Source organism: Nocardia sp. CDC159 (assembly GCF_023740735.1).
Taxonomy (GTDB): domain Bacteria; phylum Actinomycetota; class Actinomycetes; order Mycobacteriales; family Mycobacteriaceae; genus Nocardia; species Nocardia pulmonis.
Map to the genome: position 1 here is coordinate 106,160 of NZ_JAMRXH010000012.1, position 17,575 is coordinate 123,734.

Below are 17,575 nucleotides of genomic sequence, written 5' to 3' on the forward strand. Positions count from 1 at the left end.
TTGGACCGGCTGGAATTCGGCGGAAACGGCGAATCGGGGGAGGACCTCTTCCCGCTGTCTCCGGCGCAGCTCGGTATCTGGTATGCCCAGCATCTGGATCCGCAGGTGCCGATCACCATCGCCCAGTACGTCGATTTGCGCGGCGGACTGGATGTCGAGGTGCTCGAGCGCGCCAGTATCGCTGCCTCGCACGAGTTGGGTTCGGGCTTCCTGCGCATCGTCGAGCGCGACGGTGAGCCCCTGCAGTACGTCGATCGCACGATTCCGGACCACGACAAGGTCGTCTACGTCGACCTGCGCGCCGCCGCGGATCCGGAGGCGGCCGCGCACGAGTGGATGCGCGCGGAGTACAGCAGCCCGCTGAACCTCACCACCGACCGATTGATCAAGATGGCGGCCCTGCAGCTCGCCGATGATCACTGGTTCTGGTACACCCGTGCCCACCACATCGCGTTGGACGGTTTCGGCGCGATGACCAATATGAACCGCATCGCCGAGCTGTACACCGCGTACATCTCCGGCGCCGAGCCCACGCCGTCCAAGGCCACCGATCTGCGCACGCTGGTCGAAGCCGAGCTGGCCTACCGCGAGAGCACCCGCTTCCAGACCGACAAGCAGTACTGGGCCCAGCGGGTGGCCGGGCTCGAGGAGGGCTCGAGCCTCGCCGGTCGCAGTGCCGCGCCCGCCCCGCTGAACGGTGTGGTGTCGGCGGCGCTGTCCGACGATCGCAACGCCGTCCTGGACGAGGCGGTGCGGCGGCACGATTCGTCCCCGGCCGGTCTGCTCCTCGCCGCGTTCGCCGCGTATCTGGCGCAGTGGACCGGCAGCGAGGACGTGATCCTGAGCCTGCCGGTGACCGCGCGCACGACCGCGGCCATGCGGCGTTCCGGCGGCGCGTCGTCGAATATCGTGCCGCTGCGACTGCGGGTCGGCTTCGATACGACGATCGCGGAACTGCTGAAGGCCGTGCAGGTCGAGGTGTCCGGCGCGCTGCGGCATCAGCGCTACCGGCACGAGGACATCCGCCGCGACAGCGCCGGAGGCGGCGCGGTCACCAAGGAGTTCTTCGGGCCGTGGGTCAACATCATGTTGTTCCACGACGAGCTGGCGCTGGGCGCGAACGTCGGCAAACTGCATGTGCTCTCGACGGGCGCGATCGAGGATCTGGGCGTCAACTTCTACCAGTCCGAGGGCGGTGCGCGCTCGCGCATCGACTTCGAGACCAACCCCAACCTCTACACCGAATCCGAGGCGCGCGAACACCATGCGCGCTTCCTGGAATTCTTCGACCGGTTCCTCGCCGCGGGCGCCGACCAGGCGCCGTGGGATCTGCCGATCACCACCGAGGCGGAGCTGGATCGGACGCTGGCGGCGTGGAACGACGCCGCGCACGAGGCGCCGACCACCACGCTGGCGGCGCTGCTCGACGAGCAGATCGCGCGCACCCCGGAGCGGATCGCGCTCGAGTTCGAGGGCGAATCCCTGACGTACGGCGAGTTCGGGGCGCGGGTCAACAGGCTCGCACGTTACCTGATCGCCGACGGCGTCGGACCGGAATCGCTTGTGGCACTGGGCATGCGGCGCTCTCTCGACCTGGTGGTCGGTATGCACGCGGTGCTGAAGGCCGGTGGCGCGTACGTGCCGATCGATCCGGACCATCCGGCCGAGCGCACCGCCTACATCCTCGAATCCGCCGCCCCCGTCTGCGTTCTCACCACCACGCGGGACGAACTCGAATTGCCCGAGACCGTCCGGCGGGTCGATATCGACACCCTGGACACCTCGGCGTTCCCGGCCGAGCCGGTGGCCGACGCCGATCGTCCGGCCCCGCTGCGCCCGGACAATACGGCCTACGTCATCTACACCTCCGGTTCGACGGGCCGCCCCAAGGGCGTCGCGGTCACCCATCACGCGATCGTCAATCAGCAGCTGTGGATGTTGCACGAATACCGGCTCACCGCCGACGACGTGTACCTGCAGAAGACCGCGACCACGTTCGACGTCTCGCTGTGGGGCTACTTCCTGCCGCTGATGGTCGGCGCGAAGCTGATCGTCGCGACCCCGGACGGGCACCGCGATCCGATCTACGTCGCCGATATGATCGCCCGTCACCGGGTCACCGTCACCGACTTCGTACCGTCGATGCTGACGGTATTCGTCTCCCATGCCACCGCCGCCCAATGCGCAAGCCTGCGCGCGGTTTTCGTGATCGGCGAGGCGCTGCCGCCGGAGACCGCCGCCGGATTCCGCGCCCTTACCGAGGCCGGACTGCACAACCTCTACGGGCCCACCGAGGCCGCGGTGTCGGTCACCTACTGGGAGGCCACCGCCGCCGACACCACCACCGTGCCCATCGGCGTGCCGGAGTGGAACGTCGAGGTGTACGTGCTCGATTCCCGGCTGCGCCCGGTCGCGATCGGCGCCCCGGGTGAGCTGTATCTGGCGGGCCGTCAGCTCGCGCGCGGTTACCGGGGCCGCCCGGATCTCACCTCGGATCGGTTCGTGGCGAGTCCGTTCGGGGACAACGGCGATCGCATGTACCGCACCGGTGACCTGGTGCGCTGGAGCGCCGAGGGCGTGCTGGAGTACATCGGCCGCACCGACTTCCAGGTCAAGTTCCGCGGCCAGCGCATCGAGCTCGGTGAGATCGAGACCGATCTGCTCGCCCATCCGGCCGTCAGCCAGGCCGTGGTGCTGGTCATGGACACCGCCACCGGTCAGCAGCTGGTCGCGTATGTCGTTCCCGCGCCGGGATTCTCGGTCGATCCGATCGAGCTGACCCGGTTCGTGGCGGAGAAGCTGCCGTCCTACATGGTGCCCGCCGCGATCATGGTGCTGGACGCGTTCCCGCTCAACACCTCCGGCAAGCTGGATCGAAAGGCGTTGCCGGAGCCGGTGTTCAGCGCCGACGCCGCCGGTTACCGCGCGCCGCGCACCCAGGCCGAGGAGATCGTCGCCGGAATCTTCGCCGACGTGCTGAGCCAGGAACGGGTCGGCATCGACGACAACTTCTTCGACCTGGGTGGCAACTCGCTGGTCGCGACCCAGGTGGTGTCGCGGATCTCGGCGGCGTTCGGCGTCCAGCTGGGTGTGCGGGCGCTGTTCGAGACCCCGACCGTGGCCGGGATCGCGGCGCGTGCCGAATCGGCCACTCCCGCGGATACTTCTCGTCCGCCGCTGGTGGCCCAGCAGCGCCCGGAGCGGGTGCCGCTGTCGCTGGCGCAGCAGCGGATGTGGTTCATCAACCAGTTCGATCCGAGCGCCCCGACCTACAACCTGCCGTTCGTGGTGCGGCTGCGCGGCCGCGTCGACATCGATGCGCTGATCACCGCGCTGCTGGATGTCATGCGGCGCCAGGAATCGCTGCGCACCATATTCCCCGAGTCAGGTGACGGCGGCTATCAGCAGGTGCTGCCCATGGATCGGGTGGACCTGGGTGTCGAGGTGCAGCCCATCTCGACCGCCGAATTGCCCGGCGCGCTGGCCGAATTCGCCGCGCGCGGCTTCGACGTCTCGCGCGAGCTGCCGATCCGGGTGCGGATCTTCCAGGTGGCGGGCTCGAACGGGCACGGCGGCGACTACGCCGTCGCGTTCGTCGTGCACCACATCGCCGCGGACGGTTTCTCCTTCGGCCCGCTGGCCCGCGACGTCACCGCCGCGTACCTGTCCCGTGCCAACGGCGAGGCCCCCGGCTGGGAGCCGCTGCCGGTGCAGTACACCGACTTCAGCCTCTGGCAGCGCCAGGTGCTGGGCTCGGAGGACGATCCGGATTCGATGGCCGCCGCCGAGATCGCCTACTGGCGAAGCGCATTGGCGGGCCTGCCGGATCAGCTGGACCTGCCCGCGGATCGGCCGCGGCCGCCGGTGCAGAGCTTCCACGGCAGTCGGGTCGCCTTCGACATCGATGCCGACCTGCACGCGCAGCTGTCGAGTCTGGCTCGGGCGCAGGGCGTTTCGCTGTTCATGGTGCTGCACTCGGCGCTGGCGGTGCTGCTGGCGCGGTTGTCGGGCACCAGCGACATCGCGATCGGCACGCCGGTCGCGGGCCGTGGCGAGCAGGCCCTGGACGATCTGATCGGCATGTTCGTCAACACCCTGGTGCTGCGCTCGCAGGTCGACGGCGCGGAGTCGTTCGCCGAATTCCTGGCGCGCACCCGGGAGACGGATCTGGCGGCGTTCGCCCATGCCGATGTGCCGTTCGAGCGGCTGGTCGAGGTGCTGAACCCGACCCGCTCGCAGGCGCGGCATCCGCTGTTCCAGGTGATGCTGTCGTTCCAGGAGCTCTCGCACGCCACCATGGAGATGGCGGGGCTGTCGGTCTCGGCCGAGGAGCTCGAGGTCGACATCGCCAAGTTCGACCTGCAGTGGACGCTGACCGAGCAGCGTGGCAGCAACGGCGAGCCGAACGGGGTTTCGGCAATCGTGTCCTATGCCACCGATCTGTTCGACGCCGAGACCGTCGCCGAATTCGGCCGCCGGTATCTGCGCGTGCTGCAGGCTGCGGTCGCCGCGCCGCGGACGCGGGTGCGCCAGATCGAGATCCTCGACGCCGCCGAGCGCTCGCTGGTGCTCGCGCAGTGGAACCGCACGGCGCGCGAACTGCCTTCGGCGACAACGGTTCTGGACCTGTTCGACGAGCAGGTCCGGCTGCGCCCGCAGGCGACGGCGCTGATCTTCGATCCGGGCGAGCGGTCCGGCGGCGAGTTCGGCCCGCTCACCGAGCTGTCCTACGCGGAGTTCTCCGCGCGCGTGAACCGATTGGCGCGCAAGCTGATCGACGACGGCGTGGGGCCGGAGTCGCTGGTGGCAGTGGGCATCCGGCGCTCGGTCGACATGCTGGTCGCCATCTACGCCACCATGGCCGCGGGCGGTGGCTACGTGCCGATCGACCCGGACTATCCGGTCGAGCGCATCCAGTACATCCTCGACACCGCCGAACCGGTGTGCGTGCTGACCACCGCGCGCGACGCCGAGGATCTCGGCACCGATCGGGACCTGATCGAGATCGACCGGCTGGAGCTGTCGAGCTACTCCGACGCCGCGATCGCCCCGTCCGAGCGGCGGGGTGTGCTGCGGCCGAGCAACGCCGCGTATGTGCTGTTCACCTCGGGCTCCACCGGCCGCCCGAAGGGTGTGGCGATCTCGCACGCGTCGGTGGTGAACCAGATCGCCTGGATCACCGGCGAATACGGCATCGACGATACCGATGTGATCCTGCAGAAGACGCCGGTCACCTTCGACGTGTCGGTGTGGGAGCTGTTCGGCACCCTGGCCGTGGGCGCGAAGATGGTGATCGCCGCCCCGGACGGGCACCGCGATCCGATGTACCTGTCGGAGATCATCGGACGGCACCGGGTCACCATGACCTCGTTCGTGCCGTCGATGCTGTCGGTATTCGCCTCCAGCGCCTCGGCCGCCGAATGCCTCTCGCTGCGTGCGGTTCTCGTCGCCGGTGAGGCCCTGCCCCCGGCCACCGTCGGCGCGTTCCGCAAGTTCTCCACCGCCGCGGTGCACAACCTCTACGGCCCCACCGAATTCACCGTGCACGCCACCGCCGCACCGATCACCGAGCCGCATCCGGTCACGGTGCCGATCGGCCGTCCGGTGGCCAACGCCCAGGCCTATGTGCTCGACGAGGGCCTGCGGCCGGTGCCCGCCGGGGTGCCCGGTGAGCTCTACCTCGGCGGCGCGCAGGTGGCGCGCGGCTATTACGGCCGCCCCGACCTGAGCGCGGAGCGGTTCATCGCGAATCCCTTCGGGGACAGCGCGAACGGGACCGCGGGCAGCCGCCTGTACCGCACCGGCGACCTGGTGCGCTGGACCACCCGCTCCGCGGACGGACATGACGTCGGGGTGCTGGAGTACATCGGCCGCACCGACTTCCAGGTCAAGTTCCGCGGTCAGCGCATCGAACTCGGTGAGATCGAGACCGCGCTGCTGGCGCATCCGGCTGTGAATCAGGCCGTGGTGCTGGTCATCGATACCGTGGCGGGCGATCAGCTGGTCGCCTACCTGGTCACCAGCCCGGGCCCGGTGGATCTGGACAGCATCAAGGCCGCGCTGCACCGCACGCTGCCCGCCTATATGGTCCCCACCGCGTTCGTGGTGCTGGAGGCCTTCCCGCTCAACGCCTCCGGCAAGCTGGATCGCCGGGCGCTGCCCGCCCCGGTGTTCGAGGTGCGCGAATTCCGCGCTCCCACAACGCCGATCGAGGAGATCGTCGCCCAGATCTTCGGCGAGGTGCTCGGCATCGCGCGCGTCGGCGTCGACGACGACTTCTTCGAACTCGGCGGCAACTCGCTGATCGCCACCCAGGTCGCCTCGCGCCTGGGCACCGCGCTGGACACCCGGGTGCCGGTGCGTGTGCTGTTCGAGGCCAGCACCGTCGCGGCGTTGGCCGCGCGCATCGAATCGCACGCCGGGGACGGCGCGCGCAAGGCGCTGGTCGCGCGGGAGCGCCCCGAGCAGGTGCCGCTGTCGCTGGCGCAGCAGCGCATGTGGTTCCTCAACCGCTTCGACACCGGCTCGGCGGTCAACAACATCCCGGTCGCCATCCGGCTGTCCGGCGAGCTGGACGTGGCCGCGCTGCAGGTGGCGGTCATCGACGTCATCGACCGGCACGAGTCGCTGCGCACGGTGTTCCCGGAGACCGGCAACGGGCCGGTGCAGGTGATTCTGGACGCGGCGCAGATCGTTCCGGACCTGACGCCGGTGCCGGTCACCGAGGACAATCTGATCGATCACCTGGTGGAGCTGGCGTCGATGGCCTTCGATGTGACCTCGGAGGTGCCGCTGCACGCGCGGCTGTTCGAGATCAGCGAGACCGAGTACGTGCTCGGCATGGTGGTGCACCACATCTCCGCCGACGGCTGGTCGATGGGTCCGCTGGCGCGCGACGTCATGGTCGCCTATGCCGCCCGTACGTCGTGGGAGCAACCGGCCTGGGCCGAGCTGCCGGTGCAGTACGCCGATTACGCGCTGTGGCAGCGTGAGGTGCTGGGGTCGGAGGATGATCCGAATTCGTTGATCTCCAGCCAGATTCGCTACTGGACCGAGCGGCTGGCCGATCTGCCCGACGAACTCGTGCTGCCCTCGGACCGGCCGCGGCCCGCGGTCGCGAGCTACCGCGGCGGCACCTATCCGTTCGTCATCTCCGCGGAGACCCAGCGGCGGCTGATCGAGTTGGGGCGCAAGCACAACGCGTCGCTGTTCATGGTCATGCACTCGGCGCTGGCGGTGCTGCTGGCGCGGCTGTCGGGGACCTCCGATATCGCGGTCGGCACGCCGGTCGCCGGTCGCGGCGAGGCCGCGCTCGACGATCTGATCGGCATGTTCGTCAATACGCTCGTCCTGCGCACGAATGTGGACGGCGCGGCCACCTTCGCGGATCTGCTCGCGCAGGCGCGCGACGCCGACCTGCACGCGTTCGCACATGCCGATGTGCCGTTCGAGCGGCTGGTCGAGGTGCTCAACCCGGCGCGGTCGCAGTCCCGACATCCGCTGTTCCAGGTCATGCTGACCTTCCAGAACACCCGGCAGGCCACCCTGGAACTGCCCGGGCTGCGGGTCAACGGCATCGAGTACGACGCGCGGCTGGCCAAATTCGACCTGCAGCTGACACTGCAGGAGGCGCAGGACGCGCACGGTGAGGCCGCGGGCATGTCGGCCGAATTCTCCTATGCGCTCGATCTTTTCGACGAGCCGACCGTCGCCGCGTTCGCGCGCCGCTTCGATGCCGTGCTGGCCGCGGTCACCGCCGAGCCGGACGCCGCGATCGGCGATATCGACCTGATGGCCGCCGAGGAGCGGGCGCGGGTGCTGACGGCGTGGAACGAGACCGATCGGGCCGTTCCCACCGAGACACTGGTCTCGCTGTTCGAGCGCCAGGCCGCCGCCACCCCGGACGCCGTCGCTGTGGTATTCGAGGACGAGCAGCTCACCTACCGCGAATTCGCCGAGCGGGTACACCGCCTCGCGCGGCGGCTGCTGGCCGAGGGCGTGGGCGCGGAATCGCTGGTGGCGCTGGCCATTCGGCGTTCGGTCGATCTGGTCGTCGCGATGTATGCCGTGCTGGAGGCGGGCGGCGGCTATGTGCCGCTGGATCCGGACCAGCCCGCCGACCGTATCGACTACGTGCTCGACACCGCCCGTCCAGCGGCCGTGCTCACCACCGGCCGCGACGACTTCGTCACCGGCCGCAATCTGCCCGTGCTCGAGGTGGATTCGCTCGCGCTGGACGGCTTCGACGCGGCGCCGATCGCGGATGCCGAACGCGCGCGACCGCTGCGCCCGGATCACACCGCCTACGTCATCTTCACCTCCGGTTCGACCGGCCGCCCGAAGGGCGTGGCCGTCGAGCACGCGGCCATCGTGAACCGTCTGCTGTGGATGCAGCACGAGTATCCAATCGGCGCCGAGGACGCGGTCCTGCAGAAGACACCGGCGACGTTCGACGTGTCGGTGTGGGAGTTCTTCTGGCCCTTACAGACCGGCGCGCGACTGGTGGTAGCCAAGCCGGACGGGCATCGGGATCCGGTGTATCTGGCGCGGGTCATCGCCGAGCAGGGGATTACGACGGCGCACTTCGTGCCGTCGATGCTGTCGGTGTTCGTGTCCGCCCTCGACGCCTCCGGCGTCGAGGGAATCGAGGAGGGACGGCCGGGCGAGGGGGCGCGAGGCGCTCGTTCGGGTGAGGGGGCGCGAGGCGCTCGTTCGGGTGATGGGCTGCGGGGGATGCGGTTGCGGCAGGTGTTCGCTTCCGGTGAGGCGTTGCCCGCGCCGACGGCGCAGCGGTTGCGGGAGTTGACCGGGGCGCGATTGCACAATCTGTACGGGCCCACCGAGGCCGCGGTCGACGTGACCTATCACGAGGTCGTCGATGCGGACGAGGTCTCGATTCCGATCGGGCGGCCGGTCTGGAACACCCGTGTCTACGTGCTGGACGCGCGGTTGCATCCGGTTGCCCCGGGTATCGCGGGTGAGCTCTATCTCGCGGGCGATCAGTTGGCCCGTGGTTATCTCGGGCGCCCGGATCTGTCCGCGGACCGCTTCGTGGCGAATCCGTTCGGGGCGCCCGGCTCGCGCATGTACCGCACCGGCGACCTGGTCACCTGGTGGGCCGATGGCGAGCTGAACTATCTGGGCCGCACCGACTTCCAGGTGAAACTGCGCGGTCTGCGCATCGAGCTCGGCGAGATCGAGGCCGCGCTGCTGGCCCAGCCGGGTGTGGCGCAGTCGGTGGTCGTGGTGCGCACCGATGCGCACGCGGGCGATCAGCTGGTGGGCTATGTCGTTCGCCACCCGGAGGCGGCGCTCGACCCCGATGCGGTGAAGGTCGCACTGGCACAGCTGCTTCCCGCGTACATGATCCCGGCCGCACTGGTCGTGCTGGACGCGTTCCCGGTGAACGCCTCGGGCAAGCTGGATCGAAAGGCGTTGCCGGCGCCGGTGTTCGAGGCCCGGCAGTTCCGCGCGCCCTCGACGCCGATCGAGGAGATCGTGGCGGAGATCTTCGCCGAGCTGCTCGGTGTCGAGCGGGTCGGCGTCGACGACGACTTCTTCGAACTGGGCGGCAACTCGCTGGTCGCCACCCAGGTGGTCGCACGGCTGAGCGCCGCGCTGAACACCGAGGTCGGCGTCCGGACGGTGTTCGAGGCCCCGACCGTGGCGGCGCTGGCCGCCCGGGTGGAGTCGCATGCGGGATCCGGTGTGCGCCAGGCGCTCACCGCCCGCCCACGCCCGGAGCATCCGCCGTTGTCGCTCGCGCAGCAGCGCATGTGGTTCCTCAACCGGTTCGACACCGACTCCGCCGCCAACAATATTCCGGCGGCCGTGCGCCTGTCCGGCGCGCTGGATCTGGACGCGCTGCGCGGCGCGATCGCCGATGTGGTGGCGCGGCACGAGTCGCTGCGCACGATCTACCCCTCGCACGAGGGCATCGCCTACCAGAAGGTGCTGCCGTCCACCCGGGCCCTTCCCGAGCTGGCGGTCGTGAATGTCGCCGAGGGCGAATTGTTCGCGGCCATCGCGGATTTCGTCGGACGCGGCTTCGACGTGACCACCGAGACCCCCGCGCGGCTGCGGCTGTACCGGCTGGGCGCGGACGATCACGTGCTCGCGATGGTCGTGCACCACATCGCCACCGACGGCTTCTCGATGCGACCGCTGGTGCGCGACCTGATCACCGCCTACGTGGCCCGCGCCGCGGGCACCGAGCCGGGCTGGGCGCCGCTGCCGGTGCAGTACGCCGATTACGCGCTGTGGCAGCGCGAGGTGCTGGGCTCGGAGGACGATCGGCGCTCGCTGATCGCCCAGCAACTGGACTACTGGCACGACGCCCTGGCCGGACTGCCCGACGAACTGCGACTGTCGACCCGGCCGCGCCCGGCCGTCGCCTCGAATCGTGCGGCGACGCACCGCTTCCGGGTGCCCGGCGAGACCATCGATGCGCTGAATCGGGTCGGGCACGCGCAGGGCACCACGCTGTTCATGGTGGTGCACGGCGCATTCGCCGCGCTGCTGTCGCGGCTGAGCGGCAGCGACGACGTCGCCATCGGCATCCCGGTCGCCGGTCGTGGTGAGCGGGCGCTCGACGATCTGGTCGGCATGTTCGTCAACACGCTGGTGCTGCGGGCGAATGTCGATACCGGCGCGCGGTTCACCGATCTGCTCGCGCAGGTGCGCGAGCGCGACCTGGCCGCGTTCGCGCATGCCGACGTGCCGTTCGAGCGGCTGGTCGAGATGCTGAACCCGGTGCGCTCGCAGGCGCGGCATCCGCTGTTCCAGGTCATGCTGTCGTTCCAGAACCTGGGCCGCACCGAGCTGGAGCTGCCCGGCCTGACGGTCACCGAACTCGGCATCGACCAGCAGACGGCGAAATTCGATCTGCAGCTGTCGCTGATGGAGTCGGATGCCTCGGCGATGGACGCCGAATTGGTCTTCGCCACGGATCTTTTCGATACCGAATTCGCCCACGCCTTCGCGCAGCGGTTGCTGCGCGTACTGGCCGCGGTCGGCACCGACCCGGCCGCGACCATCGGCGATCTGCCCCTGCTCGACGCCACCGAGCACACCCTGGTGCTCGACCACTGGAACGAGACCGCCTACCCGATCGACGCGGCCCTGCCGACGGTGTCCGAGGACGCCGCCGCGACCCTGGTGTCGCTGTTCGAGGCGCAGGTCGCGCGCACCCCGGACGCGGCCGCGGTCACGTTCGAGGGGACGAGTCTGTCCTATGCCGGATTCGCCGCCCGGGTGCGTCGATTGGCGCGCTGGCTGATCGCCGAGGGCGTCGGGCCGGAAACGCTGGTGGCCCTGGGCATGCGGCGCTCGATCGATCTGGTGGTCGGCATGTACGCGGTCAGCGCCGCGGGCGGCGCGTATGTGCCGCTGGATCCGGACCATCCGGCCGAGCGCATCGATTACATCCTCGACACCGCCCGCCCGGTCTTCGTGCTGACCTCGGAGTCGGAGCTGGAATCCGCGACCGCACCGCAGGTCCGGATCGACGAGCTGGATCTGTCCGGTTTCGCCGACACCCCGCTGACCGACGCCGATCGCCGGGCCCCGCTGCGGGCGGCGAATACCGCCTACGTCATCTTCACCTCGGGTTCGACCGGTCGCCCCAAGGGTGTGGCCGTCGCGCACGGCGCGATCGTCAACCAGCTGGTATGGATGCACGCCCAGTACGGGCTCGCGGCCTACGATGTGGTGCTGCAGAAGACCCCGGCGACATTCGACGCGTCGGTGTGGGAGTTCTTCTGGCCCTTGCAGGTCGGCGCGCGCCTGGTCGTGGCGCGCCCGGACGGCCACCGCGATCCGGCCTACCTGGCCCGGCTCATCGCCGCCGAACAGGTCACGGTGGCGCAGTTCGTGCCGTCGCTGCTGCAGCAGTTCGTCGCCGCGCCGCAGGCCCGCGGGCTGGATTCGCTGCGGCTGATCTTCGCTGGCGGCGAGGGCCTGGCCGGGCCGTTCGCGCAGCGGGTGCGTGCGGAACTCGGTGCGCGGCTGCACAATCTGTACGGTCCGACCGAGACCGCGGTGCAGGTCGCCGCGCACGAGGTGACCGACGCCGACACCGTCTCGGTGCCGATCGGCGCGCCGGTGTTCAATACCCGGGCCTACGTGCTGGATTCGCGGCTCCGACCGGTTCCGGTGGGGGTGCCGGGCGAGCTGTATCTGGCGGGTGCGCAGCTGGCGCGCGGCTATGTCGCGCGGGCGGGTCTGACCGCGGAGCGGTTCGTGGCCGATCCCTACGGGAAAATGGGCGGTGCTGCCGGCTCGGGCGGTGCGCGCATGTACCGCACCGGCGACCTGGTGATGTGGACCGAGTCCGGGGAGCTGCAGTACCTGGGCCGCACCGACTTCCAGGTGAAGCTGCGCGGTCTGCGCATCGAACTCGGTGAGATCGAGGCGGCGCTGACGGCGCTGCCGGAGGTCGCGCAGGCGGTCGTGGTGGTGCGCACCGATGAGCGCATCGGCGATCAGCTGGTGGCCTACCTGGTGGGCGCGCCCGGCGCCGCCGTCGCCGTGGACGCGGTGAAATCCGCTCTGGCGCAGCAACTTCCGACCTATATGGTGCCCGCGGCGTTCGTGGTGCTGGACGCGTTCCCACTCAACGCCTCCGGCAAACTGGACCGCCGCGCATTGCCCGCGCCGACCTTCGCCGCTCGCGCCTTCCGCGCCCCGACCACCTCGGTCGAGCAGGCGGTGGCCGACACCATCGCCGAGGTGCTGGGCGTGCCGCGGGTCGGCCTGGACGACGACTTCTTCGAACTGGGCGGCAACTCGCTGGTGGCCATGCAGGTGGTGGCCCGCCTCGGCGAGGCGCTCGACACCGAGGTGCCGGTGCGCGCCCTGTTCGAGGATTCGCGGGTGGACCGGTTGGCCGCGCGGCTGGAATCCCAGGCGGGACAGGGCGGTCGCACACCGCTGACCGCGCGCCCGCGGCCCGAACTGGTGCCGCTCTCGCCCGCGCAGCAGCGCATGTGGTTCCTCAACCGGTTCGACAACCGCACCGCGGTCAACAACATCCCGGTCGCGGTCCGGCTCACCGGCGAACTGGACCTCGACGCCTTCACCGCGGCGATCCGCGATGTCGTGGCGCGGCACGAGACGCTGCGCACGATCTACCCCGAGGTGGAGGGCGTCGGCTATCAGCGCGTCCTCTCCGCCGCCGAGGTGGCGGTGGAGCTGACCCCCGAACCGGTGGCCGCGGCCGAATTGCCCGCGCGCATAGCGGCGCTGGCGGGTGTGTACTTCGACGTGACCCGCGAGCTGCCGTTCCGGGCCAATCTGCTGCGACCGGCGGACAACGAATACGTGCTGGTGCTGGTGCTGCATCACATCAGCGGTGACGGCTTCTCGATGCGTCCGCTGCTGCGCGATGTGGTCGCCGCCTACACCGAGCGCGCCCGCGGCGAGACTCCGGCGTGGGCGCCGCTGCCGGTGCAGTACGCCGACTTCGCGCTGTGGCAGCGCGAGGTCCTCGGCGACGAGGGCGATCCGGAATCGCTGGCCGCCGAGCAGATCGGGTACTGGCGCGAACAGCTGCGCGATCTGCCGGATCAGATCGAGTTGCCCGCCGACCGGCCGCGGCCGGAGGTGGCGAGCAACCGCGGCGGCACGCACACGTTCGCCATCGACGCCGAATTGCATTCCGCGCTCACGGAATTGGCGCGCTCGCGGGGCGTCACGCTGTTCATGCTCATGCACGCCGCGCTGGCCACCTGGGCGGCGCGGCTGTCCGGCGGCACCGATATCGCCATCGGCACGCCCATCGCGGGCCGCGGCGAGCGGGCGCTGGACGAGCTGGTCGGCATGTTCGTCAACACCCTCGTGCTGCGCACGAACGTCGAGAGCTCGGCCTCCTTCGCCGACCTGCTCGACCAGGTGCGTCGCACCGACGTGGCCGCCTTCGCGCACGCGGACGTGCCGTTCGAGCGGCTGGTGGATGTCATCAGCCCGGTCCGTTCGCAGGCGCACCATCCGCTGTTCCAGGTGGCGCTGACCTTCCAGGCCGCCTCGCAGCGCGACGCGGGCGCGGTCACGCTGCCCGGACTCGAACTCGACGTCGTCGAATTCGACGACGTCACGGCCAAATTCGATGTCCAGCTGACCGTGGGCGAGGCACTCGACGGCGGGCTGTCGCTGTCGTGGAACTACGCCACCGATCTGTTCGATCCGGAGACCATCGCCGCGTTCGCCGATCGGCTGGTGCGGATCCTGCGCGGTATCGCCGAGGATCCGACCGTGGTGGTCGGCGATATCGATCTGCTCGGCGAGGCCGAGCGGTTGGATGTGTCGCAGCGCTGGGTGTCGGCCGGAAACGACGGCGGCCGTGGGCGTTTCGCCGATCGCGGGATCACGCTGTCGGATCTGTTCGACGCGGCCGCCGCGGCGCACGCCGATCGGGTGGCCGTCCGATTCGGCGACGACCAGCTGACCTACGCCGAACTCGATCAGCGCGCGAACCAATTGGCGCGCAAGCTGATCGCCGAGGGCGCGGGGCCGGAGAAACTGGTCGCGGTCGTGCTGCCGCGCTCGCTGGATCTGGTGGTCGCGCTGCTCGCGGTCGTCAAGTCCGGTGCGGGCTATGTGCCGATCGACCCGACCTACCCGGCCGATCGCATCGCGTACGTGCTGTCGGATTCGAAGCCGACCAGCGTGCTGGTCGCGGGCGGGCTCGATGTCGCACTGCCTGCCGGGCTGCCGATCGTCTCCATGGACGGATTCGGGGTGGAAACACCCGATCTGGTCGACGCGGGCGAGCGACCGATCACCGACGCCGATCGTCGCGCGCCGCTGACCGCCGATGCCATCGCCTACGTCATCTACACCTCCGGTTCGACCGGTCGCCCCAAGGGCGTGGCGGTCGCGCATCGGAACGTGGTGCGGCTGTTCGCCAATACCGATCGCGAATTCGGCTTCGGGCCGGGTGATGTGTGGACCCTGTTCCACTCCTTCGCCTTCGACTTCTCGGTGTGGGAGCTGTGGGGTCCGCTGCTCTACGGCGGCACCCTGGTCGTGGTCGACTACTACACCTCCCGCTCGCCGGAGCAGTTCCTGGAACTGCTGCGCCGCGAACGGGTCACGGTGCTCAATCAGACCCCGTCGGCCTTCTACCAACTGGCCGAGGCCGATCGCAATGCCGCGCCGAACGCGGGTCCGCTGGCGCTGCGGTACGTCGTCTTCGGCGGTGAGGCGCTGGAGCTGCGCCGCCTGGCCGACTGGATCGCACGCCACGGTGACAACCGGCCGCAGCTGGTCAACATGTACGGCATCACCGAGACCACGGTGCACGTCTCGCACCGCGTGCTCGACGCCGAAACCATCGCCGCCGCAACCGGTTCGGTGGTCGGTCGCGCCATCGCGGGGCTGCGGGTGTACGTGCTCGACGACCGCCTGCACCCGGTCCCGGTGGGCGTGGCGGGCGAAATGTACGTCGCCGGGCCGCAATTGGCGCGCGGTTACCTCGGGCGTCCCGATCTGACCTTCGCCCGGTTCGTCGCCGACCCCTTCGGTGAGCCGGGTTCGCGCCTGTACCGCTCGGGCGACGTGGCGCGCTGGAACCGCCACGGCGAACTGGAATACCTGGGCCGCGCCGACGATCAGGTGAAGGTGCGCGGCTTCCGCATCGAGCTCGGCGAGATCGAGGCCGCGGTGCTGGCGCAGCCGGGGATCGCCCAGGCCGCGGTCATCGTGCGCGAGGATCAGCCGGGCGATCAGCGCATCGTCGCCTATGTGGTGCCGACGGGCGCGGTGGATGTCGACGCGGTCCGCGAGGGCGCGGCCGAGCGGCTGCCGTCCTATATGGTGCCCACCGCGTTCGTCGTGCTGGACCGGATTCCGTTGACCGTCAACGGCAAACTGGACCGGCGCGCGCTGCCCGCCCCGGCGGTGCAGGCGCGGGCCTTCCGCGCGCCGGAGACCCCGGTGCAGGAGGCCGTGGCCGCGGTCTTCGCCGAGGTGCTGGATCTCGAGCGGGTCGGACTGGACGACGAGTTCTTCGCCCTGGGCGGCAATTCGCTGATCGCCACCCGCGTGGTGTCGCGCATCGGCGCCGCGCTGGGCACGACCGTCGCGGTGCGGATGCTGTTCGAGGCCCCGACCGTGGAGGCGTTGGCCGCGCGGCTGGAATCGCATACCGGCGGCGAGTCGCGGCCGCGCCTGGTGGCGCGGGCCCGCTCGGCCTCGGAGCTGGTGCCGCTGTCGTTCGCGCAGCAGCGGATGTGGTTCCTCAACCAGTACGACAAGACCTCGGCCGCCTACAACCTGCCGCTGGCGATCCGGCTGTCCGGCGAACTCGACACCGCCGCACTGGAATTGGCCGTCTTCGACGTGGTCCGTCGGCACGAGTCGCTGCGCACCCGCTATCCGGAGCACGGCGGCACCCCGATGCAGGTGGTCGTGCCCGCCGAGCAGATCGCGCTCGACCTGCGGGCGTATCCGGTGACCGATACCGAATTGCACACCGCGGTCGTGGAATTCGTTTCCACCGGATTCGACGTCGCGGATCAGGTTCCGTTGCGGGCCCGGCTGTTCCAGGTGCAGGGCGACGAGCATGTGCTGGTCGTGGTCGTGCATCACATCGCCGCAGACGGCTTCTCGATGAGCCCGCTGGCGCGCGACGTGATGACCGCCTACACCGCCCGTACCCAGGGCAGCGCCCCGGGCTGGACGCCGCTGCCGGTGCAGTACGCCGACTTCGCCATCTGGCAGCGCGAGGTGCTGGGCTCGGAGGACGATCCGGAGTCGCTGCTGGCCCGCCAGGTCGGCTACTGGCAGCGCGCGCTCGACGGCCTGCCCGACGAGCTGGCGTTGCCGACCGACCGGCCGCGCCCGGCGGTCGCCTCGCATCGCGGCGCCACGCTGCACCGCACGCTCGCCCCCGAACTGGTCAACGCGCTGGAAGGCGTTGCGCGCGAACATGGTTCGTCGCTGTTCATGGTGATGCACGGCGCGCTGTCGGTGCTGCTGGCCCGGCTCTCGGGCGGCGACGACATCGCGGTCGGCACCCCGATCGCCGGACGCGGTGAGGCCGCGCTCGACGATCTGGTCGGCATGTTCGTCAACACGCTGGTGCTGCGCACCGGCCTGGATCCGGCCGAATCCTTCACCGCGCTGCTGACGCGGATCAAGGACATCGACCTGGAGGCGTTCGGCAATGCCGATGTGCCGTTCGAGCGACTGGTGGAGCTGCTCGCGCCGGAGCGTTCGCAGGCGCGCAACCCGCTGTTCCAGGTGATGCTGGCCTTCCAGAACCTCGACCGCGCCACCCTGGAACTGCCGGGGCTGACGGTGTCGTCGCTGGATCTGGAGGAGAACTTCGCCCGCTTCGACCTGCAGTTCACGCTGTCGGAAATCGCCGCGGGCCACGGCGGCATGGCGCTGGCGCTGACCTACGCCACCGATCTGTTCGACGAGTCCACCGCCGACGAGATCGTGCGGCGCTGGGTGTGGGTGCTCGAGGCGATCGCCGCCGATCCGCGGATCACCGTGGGCGCCATCGACATTCTCGACGCCGCCGAGCGGGCCGATCTGATCGCCCGCACCGGGCTGCCCGCCGAACCGGCGC

1 protein-coding gene (only partly in view) is annotated in these 17,575 nt (G+C 70.0%); it reads left to right on the top strand.

Annotation, left to right across the window (positions count from 1 at the left end; all coding sequences use genetic code 11):
• On the top strand, nucleotides 1-17,575 hold the start of the coding sequence (locus NDR87_RS24730; protein ID WP_251913023.1) for a non-ribosomal peptide synthase/polyketide synthase. 26,123 nt of this gene lie beyond the right edge of the window; 17,575 of the gene's 43,698 nt are visible here — the first part of the coding sequence; it begins with the start codon at nucleotides 1-3; its stop codon lies beyond the right edge, outside the window.